The 13,621-nt window shown below is 61.5% G+C and carries 13 protein-coding genes; 9 read left to right on the forward strand and 4 right to left on the reverse strand.

The window, feature by feature from the left end:
• Nucleotides 1–22 precede the first annotated feature (22 nt).
• On the reverse strand, nt 23–745 hold the full coding sequence (gene rph, locus Q8K09_RS14910) for a ribonuclease PH (RefSeq protein WP_305255757.1): 723 nt from the start codon (nt 743–745) through the stop codon (nt 23–25).
• 140 nt (nt 746–885) lie between these two features.
• Here rph and Q8K09_RS14915 point away from each other — a divergent pair, with 140 nt between their 5' ends.
• From Q8K09_RS14915 to Q8K09_RS14940, 6 genes are all read left to right on the forward strand, one after another.
• Entirely contained in the window at nt 886–1,749 is an 864-nt protein-coding gene (locus Q8K09_RS14915) for a YicC/YloC family endoribonuclease (protein WP_305255758.1), read from the forward strand.
• A 68-nt stretch (nt 1,750–1,817) separates the two neighbouring features.
• Nucleotides 1,818–2,438, forward strand: a complete 621-nt coding sequence (gene gmk / locus Q8K09_RS14920) for a guanylate kinase (protein WP_305255759.1) — start codon at nt 1,818–1,820, stop codon at nt 2,436–2,438.
• A gap of 169 nt (nt 2,439–2,607) precedes the next feature.
• On the forward strand, nt 2,608–2,871 hold the full coding sequence (gene rpoZ / locus Q8K09_RS14925; protein ID WP_305255760.1) for a DNA-directed RNA polymerase subunit omega: 264 nt from the start codon (nt 2,608–2,610) through the stop codon (nt 2,869–2,871).
• A gap of 60 nt (nt 2,872–2,931) precedes the next feature.
• Nucleotides 2,932–5,040 (forward strand): bifunctional GTP diphosphokinase/guanosine-3',5'-bis pyrophosphate 3'-pyrophosphohydrolase, encoded by a 2,109-nt coding sequence (gene spoT, locus Q8K09_RS14930; protein ID WP_305255761.1) that lies wholly within the window; start codon nt 2,932–2,934, stop codon nt 5,038–5,040.
• A gap of 103 nt (nt 5,041–5,143) precedes the next feature.
• Nucleotides 5,144–5,524, forward strand: a complete 381-nt coding sequence (locus Q8K09_RS14935; protein WP_305255762.1) for a RidA family protein — start codon at nt 5,144–5,146, stop codon at nt 5,522–5,524.
• Nucleotides 5,525–5,578: 54 nt separating this feature from the next.
• On the forward strand, nt 5,579–6,319 hold the full coding sequence (locus Q8K09_RS14940) for a hypothetical protein (RefSeq protein WP_305255763.1): 741 nt from the start codon (nt 5,579–5,581) through the stop codon (nt 6,317–6,319).
• A 124-nt stretch (nt 6,320–6,443) separates the two neighbouring features.
• Here Q8K09_RS14940 and Q8K09_RS14945 read toward each other — a convergent pair whose 3' ends face one another.
• Nucleotides 6,444–7,301, reverse strand: a complete 858-nt coding sequence (locus tag Q8K09_RS14945) for an SDR family oxidoreductase (protein ID WP_305255764.1) — start codon at nt 7,299–7,301, stop codon at nt 6,444–6,446.
• Nucleotides 7,302–7,413: 112 nt separating this feature from the next.
• Between Q8K09_RS14945 and Q8K09_RS14950 the strand changes: the two genes are divergently transcribed.
• The 3 genes from Q8K09_RS14950 (at nt 7,414) to Q8K09_RS14960 (ending at nt 11,909) form a co-directional block, all read left to right on the forward strand.
• Nucleotides 7,414–8,340, forward strand: coding sequence for a hydrogen peroxide-inducible genes activator (locus tag Q8K09_RS14950; RefSeq protein WP_305255765.1), 927 nt, complete (start codon nt 7,414–7,416; stop codon nt 8,338–8,340).
• Nucleotides 8,341–8,350: 10 nt separating this feature from the next.
• The gene (gene recG, locus Q8K09_RS14955) at nt 8,351–10,426 is read left to right on the forward strand and encodes an ATP-dependent DNA helicase RecG (RefSeq protein ID WP_305255766.1); all 2,076 of its coding nucleotides are present in this window, start codon (nt 8,351–8,353) and stop codon (nt 10,424–10,426) included.
• A gap of 85 nt (nt 10,427–10,511) precedes the next feature.
• Entirely contained in the window at nt 10,512–11,909 is a 1,398-nt protein-coding gene (locus tag Q8K09_RS14960; protein ID WP_305255767.1) for an aminoacyl-tRNA deacylase and HDOD domain-containing protein, read from the forward strand.
• A gap of 162 nt (nt 11,910–12,071) precedes the next feature.
• Here the strand turns inward: Q8K09_RS14960 and Q8K09_RS14965 are convergent, their stop codons facing one another.
• Nucleotides 12,072–12,815, reverse strand: coding sequence for a hypothetical protein (locus Q8K09_RS14965; protein ID WP_305255768.1), 744 nt, complete (start codon nt 12,813–12,815; stop codon nt 12,072–12,074).
• An 81-nt stretch (nt 12,816–12,896) separates the two neighbouring features.
• Nucleotides 12,897–13,289, reverse strand: a complete 393-nt coding sequence (locus tag Q8K09_RS14970) for a helicase (RefSeq protein ID WP_305255769.1) — start codon at nt 13,287–13,289, stop codon at nt 12,897–12,899.
• Nucleotides 13,290–13,621: the final 332 nt, after the last annotated feature.

Raw genomic sequence — 13,621 nt, forward strand, 5'->3', positions numbered from 1 at the left:
AAGTGCTGACTGCGGCAACGCATTAGTCGGCCAGTGCCGCTTGCTGCAACTCGAACAGTTCATTTATTCCTTTTTGCGCCAACGCCAGCATTGCATTCAAATCTTGCGGCTGGAACGGCGCGCCCTCGGCTGTGCCCTGCACCTCGATAAAGCCGCCGGCACTGGTCACCACCACGTTCAGATCGGTTTCCGCGGCGGAGTCCTCCAGGTAATCCAGATCGAGCACAGGCTCGCCCTGGTACATGCCGACCGACACCGCAGCGATCATCTGCTTGAGCGGATCGCCGCCTTTCAGGCCGCCACGCTTCTTGATCACTTTCAGCGCATCAATCAGTGCCACCATGGCACCGGTGATGGACGCCGTACGCGTACCACCATCGGCCTGGATCACGTCGCAGTCGACATACAGGGTATTTTCACCCAGCTTGCTCATGTCCAGCGCAGCGCGCAGCGAACGGCCGATCAGGCGCTGAATTTCCAGGGTACGTCCGCCCTGCTTACCGCGACTGGCCTCACGCTGGTTACGCTCACCGGTAGCGCGCGGCAGCATGCCGTACTCGGCAGTCAACCAACCCTGGCCCTGCCCCTTGAGGAAGCGCGGCACGCCCGACTCGACACTGACCGTGCAGATCACCTTGGTGTCGCCGAATTCCACCAGCACTGAGCCTTCGGCATGCTTGGTGTAGTTGCGGGTAATACGGATCGGGCGCAACTGATCGGCGCTGCGGCCACTGGGACGTTTCATCAAGGAATACCTGTTCTGGATAGAAATCTGCGCGCCATTATAGAGGGCGCGCGCCGGCAACGACATGCCGAATTGGGAGCGACCGACGCACTGCGCTACAATCTCGCGCCTTTCGTACCGACTTTTCGCGAGGTTCGCCCATGATCCACAGCATGACTGCCTTCGCCCGCGCCGAGCAGGCCGGAACCAATGGCACCCTGAGCTGGGAGCTGCGCTCGGTCAACCACCGTTACCTGGAGCCGCACCTGCGCCTGCCAGAAAGCTTCCGCGACCTCGAAGGCGCGGTGCGCGAAGCACTGCGCAATGGCCTGTCACGCGGCAAAGTCGAGTGCACCCTGCGCTTCGCCGAAGACAGCGCCGGCAAGCCGCTGCAAGTAGATCGCGAGCGCGCCGCCCAACTGGTTGCCGCCGCAGAAAGCATCGCCAGCCTGATCAAGCATCCGGCACCGCTCAACCCTCTGGAAGTATTGAGCTGGCCCGGCGTACTGGTCGCCGATGCCGCGGACCCGCAAGCACTCAACAAAACCGCACTGAACCTGTTCAAGCAGGCGCTGGATGAACTGAAGCAAAGCCGCTTGCGCGAAGGCATTGACCTGGCCAAGTTGCTTAACGATCGCCTGGACAGCATCGACAGCGAGGTCGCAGCGCTGCGCGAGCTGGTACCACAGATGCTCGCCATACAGCGCCAGAAAATCCTCGACCGCAGCGCCGAGCTACAGGCCGAACTCGACCCGCAGCGCCTGGAGCAGGAGCTGGTGATCCTCGCCCAGAAAAGCGATGTCGCCGAAGAACTGGATCGCCTGGCCACCCACGTTAGCGAAGTACGTCGTGTCCTGAAAAGCGGCGGCGCAGCCGGCCGGCGCCTGGACTTCCTGATGCAGGAACTCAACCGCGAAGCCAACACCCTCGGCTCCAAGGCCTTCGACACACGCAGCACCCAGGCCGCAGTCAACCTCAAGGTGCTGATTGAACAGATGCGCGAGCAAGTGCAGAACATCGAGTAAAAACTACTGCGCCAGCTCGCTACGTTTTTAAAGACCCAATAAAGAACAGCCCGTCCCAGGAAACTCTTATGGCCATCACCACCGGCACCCTCTACATCATTTCTGCACCGTCCGGTGCCGGCAAGACCAGCCTAGTCAAGGCGCTGGTCGACAGCGAGGCACAGATCCGCGTATCGGTCTCGCACACCACGCGTGCCATGCGCCCTGGCGAGGAGGAAGGGGTGAATTACCACTTCGTCGCCCGCGAGCAGTTTCATACGATGATCGACAACAGCGACCTGCTCGAGCACGCCGAAGTTTTCGGCAACCTCTATGGCACGTCGCAAGCCTGGGTCGAGCAGACACTCGCCGACGGTTTCGACCTGATTCTGGAAATAGACTGGCAGGGCGCGCAGCAAGTACGCCACCTGATGCCCCAGTCCAAGTCCATCTTCATCCTGCCGCCGACCCAGGAGGCGCTACGTCACCGCCTGACCAATCGCGGCCAGGACAGCGGCGAAATCATCGAACAACGCATGCGCGAGGCAGTCAGCGAAATGAGTCATTACGTCGAATATGACTACCTGCTGATCAACGACGATTTTGCTCACGCGCTCAGCGACCTGAAGGCCGTGTTCCGCGCCAACCAGCTGCTGCAAAAGTCGCAACAGCAGCGTCATCGCGGCCTGCTCAGCGAGTTGCTGGCCTAAAGTCGGCGGCACCCTGTAAGCTTTAAGGCACACGCAGAGCGATCTGCTTATGACCTGAGCTTATAGTCGATAAAAACAAAGCTTCCATTAATACTGGTTGTTTTTTAAACTACTCAGTCCGCTCGCCCCTCTGGGCCAGCCTTATTTTGCTTTTGCTACGAGGAAGACCATGGCTCGCGTTACCGTCGAAGATTGCCTGGATCACGTTGAGAACCGTTTTGAACTGGTCATGCTCGCCACCAAGCGTTCGCGCCAACTCGCCACCGGCGGCAAAGAGCCGAAAGTCGCGTGGGAAAATGACAAGCCAACCGTAGTCGCACTGCGTGAAATCGCGGCTGGCCTGATGAGCTATGACGTCATCGCCCAAGACGAAATCATCGAAGAAGAGCCGCTGTTCGCTGCCTTCGAAGATGAGGCCAACGAGCCTCTGTAAGCCTATGCCTGAACGAAGTCGTGAGGCACTGAATCATAAAAATCGGCAAGGGAATTACCCATGCCGAGCATAGATGCTTTTGCCGATCGACTTTTGAGTTACCTGGATAACGACCAGGTCAACTTGGTGCGTCGCGCCTATTACTATGCCGAACAAGCCCACGACGGCCAACGCCGCCGCAGCGGCGAAGCTTACGTCACCCATCCCCTGGCGGTGGCGAACATCCTGGCCGACATGCACATGGACCATCAGAGCCTGATGGCGGCCATGCTGCACGACGTGATTGAAGACACCGGGATTGCCAAAGAAGCGCTGAACACCCAGTTCGGCGAGACCGTTGCCGAACTGGTCGACGGGGTCAGCAAACTGACCCAGATGAACTTCGAGACCAAGGCCGAGGCGCAGGCCGAAAACTTCCAGAAAATGGCCATGGCCATGGCACGCGACATTCGCGTGATCCTGGTCAAACTGGCCGACCGCCTGCATAACATGCGCACCCTGGAAGTGCTGTCCGGCGAGAAACGCCGGCGCATCGCCAAGGAAACCCTGGAAATATACGCCCCCATCGCCAACCGCCTGGGCATGCACAGCATGCGTATAGAGTTCGAGGACCTTGGCTTCAAGGCCATGTACCCCATGCGCTCAGAGCGTATTCGTGCCGCAGTACGCCGCGCCCGCGGCAACCGCAAGGAAATCGTCAACAAGATCGAAGAATCGCTAACCCATTGCCTGACCCACGACGGCCTGGAAGGTGAAGTACTCGGTCGCGAGAAGCACATTTACGGCATCTATCAGAAGATGCGCGGCAAGCGTAAAGCGTTCAACGAGATCATGGACGTCTACGCCTTTCGCATCGTCGTCGACAAGGTCGACACCTGCTATCGCGTACTCGGCGCCGTGCACAACCTGTACAAACCGCTGCCCGGCCGCTTTAAGGACTACATCGCGATACCCAAGGCCAACGGCTACCAGTCCTTGCACACCACGCTGTTCGGCATGCATGGCGTACCCATCGAGATCCAGATTCGCACCCGCGAAATGGAAGAAATGGCCAACAACGGTATCGCCGCGCACTGGCTATACAAGTCCAACGAAGTCGACCAGCCCAAAGGCACCCACGCCCGCGCGCGGCAGTGGGTCAAGGGCGTGCTGGAGATGCAGCAACGCGCCGGCAACTCGCTGGAATTCATCGAGAGCGTGAAGATCGACCTGTTCCCGGACGAGGTCTATGTGTTCACACCCAAGGGCCGCATCATGGAATTGCCCAAAGGCTCGACTGCAGTCGACTTCGCCTACGCGGTGCACACCGACGTTGGCAACACCTGCATCGCCTGTCGTATCAATCGGCGCCTGGCGCCCCTGTCGCAGGCCCTGGAAAGCGGCTCGACGGTCGAAATCGTCAGTGCTCCGGGCGCACGGCCGAACCCTGCCTGGCTCAATTTCGTGGTCACCGGCAAGGCGCGCACGCACATCCGTCACGCTCTCAAGCTGCAACGCCGCTCCGAGTCGATCAGCCTCGGCGAACGCCTGCTGAACAAGGTCCTGACCGGTTTCAACAGCCACCTGGACAAGCTGGTTCCCGAGCGCGTGCAAGCGGTGCTCGGCGAATACCGCCAGGAAGTGATCGAGGACCTGCTGGAAGATATCGGCCTGGGCAACCGCATGGCCTTTGTGGTGGCGCGCCGCCTGTTGGCCAGCGAGGGTGAGCAGTTGCCGAGCGCCGAAGGCCCCCTGGCTATTCGGGGTACCGAAGGCCTGGTGCTGAGCTACGCAAAATGCTGCACACCAATCCCCGGCGACCCCATCGTCGGCCACCTTTCGGCGGGCAAAGGCATGGTTGTGCACCTGGACAGCTGCCGGAACATCGGTGAAATCCGCCACAACCCGGAAAAGTGCATCCAACTGTCCTGGGCCAAGGATGTGGTTGGCGAATTCAATGTCGAACTGCGCATCGAACTCGAACACCAGCGTGGGCTGATCGCCCTGCTGGCAGGCAGCGTCAACGCCGCCGACGGCAATATCGAAAAAATCAGCATGGACGAGCGTGACGGCCGCATCAGCGTCGTGCAGCTGGTAGTCAGCGTACATGACCGTGTGCACCTGGCCCGGGTGATCAAGAAGCTGCGTGCGCTCCAAGGCGTGATGCGCATCACCCGCGTACGTGCCTGAGCGAGCCAACACACAACCGTACGCATACAGCCTGGGCTCAGCACATTTATTCAATTCCCTGGCGGGCTAAAACTCGCCGAACCTCGACCAATCAGGAGCTCCCATGAGCAAGAGCGTTATCAACAGCGACAAGGCCCCGGCAGCCATCGGCACCTACTCTCAGGCGATCAAGGCCGGCAACACCGTCTATATGTCCGGGCAGATCCCGCTGGACCCGCAGACCATGGAACTGGTTGAAGGCTTCGAAGCACAGACCGTACAGGTCTTCGAGAACCTCAAGTGCGTAATGGAAGCCGCTGGCGGCTCGTTCAAGGACGTGGTCAAGCTGAACATCTTCCTCACCGACCTGACGCATTTCGCCACCGTCAACGAAGTCATGGGCCGCTATTTCCAACAGCCCTATCCGGCCCGCGCCGCCATTGGCGTAGCAGCACTGCCGAAGGGCGCCCAAGTGGAAATGGACGCAATTCTGGTACTCGAATAAGTCCCCCGGCGGGGCGCAGCGCCCCGTCACCCTTTTCTGCACAAGGAATTCCTCATGCGTGCCTTTCTCGCGGTGTTTTTTTGCGCCTCACTGCTCGGCGGCTGCGCGGGGAAATCTAGCGATCCCAGCGGTACCTGGATCAATCAGGCGGCAATTGATGCCGCTACCGAAGGCGGCAACCTGCGCGAAGCACTGCTCGCCTATGGCCCCAACCTTGAGTGGCGGATCCAGCCACAACGCCAGCTCGCCACTTACAGCAACGGTTTCGAGCAGGGTGAAGGCCGCTTGCTCGGCGAAGCCGGCAAAGGTTGGCGGGTCGACTTCTACGCCGACCATCACGAATACCTCAGCCTCAGCGGCGACCAATTGCTACAAGCCGCCAGTGACACTTGGCCGGAACAACACTTTGCCCGCCCGGCAACCCCTGCAGTCGCGAACGCACCGCTAGGCGGCAGCTTCGAGCAAGCGCTCTATGGCGCCTATCTGGGCGGCAGCTGGACGATCATGCAAGGTCTGGGCGAAGGGGGGCTGGTGCTGTTCCAGCCTGACGGCCGCGTTGAAGGCCTGCCCGGCACCGAACGCTACGCCCTGTGCCTGGCCGGCGACTGCGCCGCGATGAGCGGCGAATCCGACAGCATCTGGCTGCAACTGGCTGAGCAGGGCCAGACCTGGCTGTTCGAGCGCGATGACCAGCACCTGAGCATCTTCACCGCACTCAATCGCGCGCAGAGCGATGAAATGCCCGATTACCACAAGGGCGAACTGCACTGGCGGCTTGAGCGCACAAGCCACTAGTGTCGCTGCAGCGCTCAAATAGTCTATGACGGTTGGGTTAGCCGCCCGCCGAACGCCGCGTAACCCAACACAGCGCTTAACCGACATCTCAACGCTGGCGATTGCATCCGCGATGCGTATGACCTCAAAGCGCCGCCAGCACCGCCGCATAGCCCTCGCGGTAGCTCGGATACTGCGGCGCCCAGCCCAGGGCACGGAGGCGGGCATTACTGCAGCGCTTGCTGCCCGCACGACGCACCGTAGACTGCTCAGCCCAATGGCTGACACCCAGCTGCTCACGTAGCCAGGCCACCACCTCGTGCAACGGAGCCGGCTCATTGTCGACGCCGATATAGCAGTCATCCAGCGCCACCCCACGGGCATCGGCTTGCAGCAGGAATGCCAACAGACCGGCAGCATCGTCAACATGAATCCGATTGCCGTACAGCGGCGGCTCACTCGCCACCTGGTAGCCCTGCTGTACCTGGCCAAGCAGCCACTTACGGCCCGGACCATATATCCCGGTCAGCCGCACCACGCTCGCGGCAGAAGCGCTGTGCAGAGCCAACTGCTCGGCCTCCAGCATTATCCGCCCAGAGAAGCCCGTGGCCTGCGCCAGCGAAGACTCGTCGACCCACTCGCCAGCTTGCTGACCATAAACGCCGCTGCTGGAGACAAACAGTAGACGCTTGGGTATTTGCCCATGCAGCGCCAACCAGCCGAGCACCCGACGCAAGCCTTCAACATAGGCGGCGCGATAGCCGGCCTCGTCATGCTCGGTCGCCGCCGCGCAGTACACCAGGTAATCCAGTTCGCCCGTCGGCCAGTTCGGCGGACAGGCCTCGGCCTGCAGATCGCCGGCAACCGGCCGGATCGCGGCGGGTAACTTCTCAACCGCACGGCGCAGGCCATGCACCGTCCAGCCGGCAGCAGCCAGACGCAGGCCCAGCCGCGTACCGACATCGCCGCAACCGGCAATCAACAGACTCGGGCTAGTCGACATAAAACTCTCCATCAAAGCAGCGGTAGCAGGAATTCATCGGTAGACAGTCTAGCCCGGTTGGTTGATTGCAATGCAAAGGCTATGCTTGGCAGCAACTTAATGGATAAACACTATGACCCTCACCGAACTGCGCTATATCGTCACTCTGGCCCAAGAGCAACACTTCGGCCGTGCCGCCGAACGCTGCCACGTTAGCCAGCCAACCCTGTCGGTGGGGGTGAAGAAACTCGAGGACGAACTCGGCGTCTTGATCTTCGAGCGCAGCAAGAGCGCGGTGCGCCTGACCCCGGTCGGCGAAGGCATCGTTACCCAGGCGCAGAAGGTGCTGGAGCAAGCCCAGGGTATTCGCGAGCTGGCCCAGGCCGGCAAGAACCAGCTGGCTGCGCCACTGAAGATCGGTGCTATCTACACCGTCGGACCCTACCTGTTCCCCCACCTGATTCCACAGTTGCACCGGGTGGCGGCGCAGATGCCGCTGTATATCGAAGAGAATTTCACCCACGTCCTGCGCGACAAACTGCGCACCGGCGAGCTGGATGCAATCATCATCGCCCTGCCGTTCCACGAGGCCGACGTGCTGACCCTGCCGCTGTATGACGAGCCATTCTATGCGCTGCTGCCGGCCGGGCACCCCTGGGCGGCGATGAAGACCATCGACAGCAAACTGCTCAATGACAAGAGCCTGCTGCTGCTCGGCGAAGGCCATTGCTTCCGCGACCAGGTGCTGGAAGCCTGCCCGAGCCTGCGCAAGGGGGGTGAAGAACACGCACAACACACCACCGTGGAATCCAGCTCGCTGGAAACCATCCGCCACATGGTCGCCTCCGGCCTGGGCGTGTCGATCCTGCCGCTGTCGGCGGTCGACAGCCACCACTACGCCCCCGGAATTATCGAAGTGCGGCCGCTCAGCCCGCCGGCACCGTTTCGCACCGTGGCCATCGCCTGGCGTGCCAGTTTTCCGCGGCCAAAAGCCATTGAAATCCTGGCCGACTCGATCCGCCTGTGCTCGGTAGCCCAACCGCAAGCAAAACCCGCCTAAGGCGCGCCCCATGACCGAGCTCGCTGCAGTTTCCGTCACCGCGCTGAAAGGCGTCGGCGCTGCCCTGGCCGAGAAGCTCGCCAAGGTCGGCCTGGAGACCCTGCAGGATGTGCTGTTCCATCTGCCGCTGCGTTACCAGGACCGCACCCGTATCGTACCGATCGGCGAACTGCGGCCCGGTCAGGACGCCGTGGTCGAAGGTACGGTGGTCGGCGCCGATGTGGTCATGGGCCGCCGGCGCAGTCTGCTGGTGCGCTTGCAGGATGGCAGCGGCAACCTGTCCTTGCGCTTCTACCACTTCAGCCAGGCGCAGAAGGAAGGCCTCAAGCGCGGCACTCAGGTGCGCTGCTACGGCGAAGTGCGCCCCGGCTCATCGGGCCTGGAGATCTACCACCCGGAATACCGCGCGCTCTCGGGCAGCGAGCCGATTGCGATGGATCAGACCCTGACACCGATTTATCCGAGCACCGAAGGCCTGACCCAGCAGCGCTTGCGCAGCTTGAGCGAGCAGGCCCTGGCCCTCCTCGGCCCGCAGAGCCTGCCGGATTGGTTGCCCCACGAACTGGCCCGCGACTACCAACTCAGCCCGCTGGATCAGGCGATTCGTTACCTGCATCGACCGCCACCGGACGCCGACCAGGATGAACTCGCCGAAGGTCGCCACTGGGCGCAGCACCGCCTGGCCTTCGAGGAGCTGCTAACCCATCAGCTGTCCCTGCAGCGCCTGCGCGAAAGCGTGCGCGCCCAGCAGGCGCCAGCGCTGCCGCTAGCCAAACACTTGCCGCAGCAGTTTCTCGCCAACCTGGGCTTTGCCCCAACCGGCGCACAGCAGCGGGTCGGTACCGAGATCGCCTATGACCTCAGTCAGGACGAACCCATGCTGCGCCTGATCCAGGGCGATGTGGGCGCCGGCAAAACCGTGGTCGCCGCCTTCGCCGCCCTCCAGGCGCTAGAGGCCGGCTATCAGGTAGCCCTGATGGCACCCACTGAAATTCTCGCCGAGCAGCATTTCCTCAACTTCACTAAATGGCTGGTACCGCTGGGTATCGAGGTCGCCTGGCTGGCCGGTAAGCTCAAGGGCAAGGTCCGGGCCGCGGCGCTGGAACAGATTGCCGGTAGCGCGGCTATGGTGGTCGGCACCCATGCGCTGTTTCAGGATGAGGTCAAGTTCGCCCGACTGGCCCTGGTAATCATCGACGAGCAGCACCGCTTTGGCGTGCAACAGCGCCTGGCGCTACGGCAGAAAGGCATCGGCGGACGCCTGTGTCCGCACCAGTTGATCATGACCGCCACGCCCATTCCGCGCACCCTGGCGATGAGCGCCTATGCCGACCTCGACACCTCGATTCTTGATGAGCTGCCGCCCGGCCGCACCCCGGTAAACACCTTGGTAATCGCCGACAGCCGGCGCCCGGAAGTGATCGAGCGAGTACGTTCGGCCTGTAACGAAGGGCGCCAGGCTTACTGGGTCTGCACCCTGATCGAGGAGTCCGAGGAGCTGACCTGCCAGGCTGCCGAGACCACCTTCACGGACCTGGTCAGCGCACTCGGCGGCCTGCATGTCGGGTTGATCCACGGCCGTATGAAACCTGCGGAAAAAGCCGCGGTGATGGATCAGTTCAAGCAGGGTCGCCTGCAACTGCTGGTCGCCACCACAGTGATCGAAGTGGGCGTTGACGTACCCAATGCCAGCCTGATGATTATCGAGAACCCCGAGCGCCTTGGCCTGGCCCAATTGCACCAGTTGCGCGGCAGGGTTGGCCGCGGCAGTGCCGCCAGCCATTGCGTACTGCTCTACCACCCGCCGCTCTCGCAATTGGGCCGGGAACGGCTTGGCATCATGCGCGAGACCTGCGATGGTTTCGTTATCGCCGAAAAAGACCTGGAGTTGCGTGGCCCAGGGGAGATGCTCGGCACCCGGCAAACCGGCTTGCTGCAATTCAAGGTCGCCGACCTGATGCGTGATGCCGACCTGCTGCCCGCCGTACGCGATGCTGCGCAAGCCCTGCTGGAACACTGGCCACAGCATGTCAGCCCGCTGCTTGAACGCTGGTTACGTCATGGTCAACAATACGGACAAGTGTGAAATAACTCACAGGGTACTCATGCCTTGAGTCACTGGTCTGCTGTTTATAATTCGGGCACTTGCGCCCCTAGAACCGGATGTCGTTATGAGTGATGCAGCCTTTGCCCCAGACACCGCAGCGACCGCGCCGCCGGTAATCGTGAAATTGCTGGACAAGCTCGGCCTGAACTATCGGGCGCTCCACGAGCACCCCACCTTAGCCGCTGAGCAGCGCGTCCAAGCCGTGCTGCTTGATGATGCGGTTGGCGCATTGTTGGTGCTCTATCCGCAAAGCCAGCTACTCGCCCTGGATAACCTGGCTGAGCTGACGGGGCGCAAACTCGTCGCGGTAAAACCCGAACGCCTGCAACGCATGCTCGCCAAGCATGCCCTCGGTGTATTACCCGGCCTGCCGCAGTTGACCAGTTCGCCCTGCCTGTACGATGAACGCCTGCTGCAGCTGCCGAGTGTATTCATCGAATCCGGCCAACCTGGCATCCTTCTGGAAATAACCAGCGAAGCCTTCAAGGGCCTGCTGAACAAAGCCAGTGCCGCGCGTATCGGCGAGCCGTTGAGCAACATTCGGCCCAACCTCGACCGCCCGGACGACGACCGCGCCGAGATCACCCAGGCGGTGCAGGCCTTTACCGCACGGCGGATCCAGCAACGCCTGGAAGAAACCATCGAGATCCCGCCGCTGGCGGAAACTGCGCAGAAAATCATCAAACTGCGGGTCGACCCCAACGCCACGATTGACGACATCACGGGCGTGGTCGAAACCGATCCGGCACTGGCCGCCCAGGTGGTCAGTTGGGCCGCATCGCCCTACTATGCCGCTCCCGGCAAGATTCGCTCGGTGGAAGACGCCATCGTCCGCGTACTCGGCTTCGACCTGGTGATCAACCTGGCCTTGGGCCTGGCCCTTGGCAAAACCCTCAGCCTGCCCAAAGACCAGCCCCAACAGGCTACGCCCTACTGGCAACAGGCGATCTACACGGCGGCCGTGATCGAAGGCCTGACCCGCGCAATGCCCCGCGCCCAGCGCCCGGAAGCAGGCTTGACCTACCTCGCGGGCCTGCTGCACAACTTTGGCTATCTGGTACTCGCGCATGTGTTCCCGCCGCACTTCTCGCTGATTTGCCGGCACATGGAAGTCAATCCGCACCTGTCGCACAGCTATATCGAACAGCATCTGCTGGGCATCAGCCGCGAACAGATCGGCACGTGGTTGATGCGCCACTGGGACATGCCCGAAGAGCTGGCCAGCGCCCTGCGCTTTCAGCATGATCCAGAATATGCGGGTGCCCATGCGGTCTACCCGAACCTGGTGTGCCTGGCCGTCAACCTGTTGCGCAGTCACGGCATCGGTGCCAGCCCGGCCTGCGAAATCCCGCAGAGCTTGTTCGATACACTTGGCCTGAGCCGCGAGAAGGCCGAGGAAGCAGTCAACAAGGTTCTCGCCGCCGAAGTCGCGCTACGCGAACTGGCGAAGCAGTTCCATTAACCGCATTGAAGTCGCTGGTAGCCCCCGGGTTACGGCCGCGTGTGTAGGGCGTGTGTAGGGCTTGTGTAGGATGCGGTTGAGCGCAGCGATACCCATCGCCAGTCAACAGCCGCATAGGGCGCGTGGGCACGATCATAACGGTGGCTTACGCGGCGCACCCTATTACTTGGCAGGCGCCTTCCTGAGCATTTCCCGACGCTCGGCGAACAGCTGCGGCAACACCTGCACGCAGCGTTCCAGCAACAGCTTGACCATCGGCTGCTCATAGAGCGCGGCGTATTCGGCCAGTTGCGTGCTGGGCATCTGCCGATAGGCATAGAGCATGAACGACTCCACCGCCTCGGCACTCGACGTGTGCAGGGCGGCGGCCTGGTTCGCGGTTTGGCGGCTCAAGGCCTGCTCGTCAAGGCTTTCTCCACGCGCCATGAGGGCCAGCAGCGCCTGGGTCTTGCCCACTTCGTAACGCAGCAGGCTGGCCAAGGTGCTGGTGTGCGCCGCCTCATCGAGGCGCCGCACCAGCGCCAGTCGATCTGCGCGTGGTGAACGTCGGGCAAGTTGTTCGCGGTAGCTGGCGAGCCCCTCGCTGTCACCGACCGAACGCTCAGCCTCGCTGAAACGGCGGGCAACAGGGCTGTCAAGCAAGCGCTGGATCTGCTGCAGCTGGGCTTGGTCGAAGGCGTCGGCGAGCTGCCTGGCGAGGTCAAGGCACAGCATATCGGCGGCGAAGGCATCACCCAGTTGCGCCTGCTGCTGCTCGTTCAAGCCACGCGCAAGCAGCGGAACAGTCTGCTCACAGAGCAGGCGAATACCCGACAACTCAAACACCGGGGCAAAGGCTTCGACTTTGGCCAGGCCCGCGTGTGCCAGATTGCTGATGAGAAACAGGACCAACATCGACAAGCGCATAAGCTGACATCCACGCAAACGTGAGGGCCAGCCTAGCGAATACAACCGGAGCCGGCTAGCGATGCGGGCCGAAGAGGATCATCAGGCGGCTTTTTTCTCGCTGGTTTTCTTTTTCGGCATCAGGTGCTTGGTCAGGCCCTGAAACCAGATGACCAGCGCCGGGTTGCCCTGGATCTGGATATCCTTATTCTGGATGCCCTGCATAAACGCCAGCTGCTTGTTCTTCGCGCTCATGGTGGCGAAGCCATAGGCGGCATCTTTGAAGCCCAGGGCAAAGGCAGGCTGGCTGGCCGGACCGCGCTTGCTGCTGATGCGCTGATCTTTAACGATGAAGTGGCGGGCCACCTTACCGTCCAGGGTGTGCAGCTGGAATACCATGTCACGGTCGACCAATTGCTGCTGGAAAGCCGGGTTGCCACGGCTGGCCTTGGCCATCAGGCGGCCTAACATCCACAGGAGAAAACGGAATTTCATGCGCACGGCCTCAATGGGTGAAGATAACTGGCGGCGCATTGTAGTGTTTTTTCCGTGGGACTACAGCGCAACTGTTCTGGCCCGCAAGAGGCGGGCACTCAACAGCAATCCGATTGCTTTGACAGGCTCGATAACGTCTCGAGTGGAGAACCCGGAGCCAGTCGGCTCCGGGAGGGCGAGGCTCAGTTGATCGCGTCTTTCAATAACCCGCAGAAAACCGTTTCAAAATTCACGTTTTGCAATTTATTTATTCATAATCATGCACTTACAATGTATAAATCCATGCTACTGCGCTAATCGTTTCAATTCAACCCCTCAGCCCCCTAGATTCG

The organism is Pseudomonas sp., assembly GCF_030683065.1.
In the GTDB taxonomy this organism is placed as follows: domain Bacteria; phylum Pseudomonadota; class Gammaproteobacteria; order Pseudomonadales; family Pseudomonadaceae; genus Aquipseudomonas.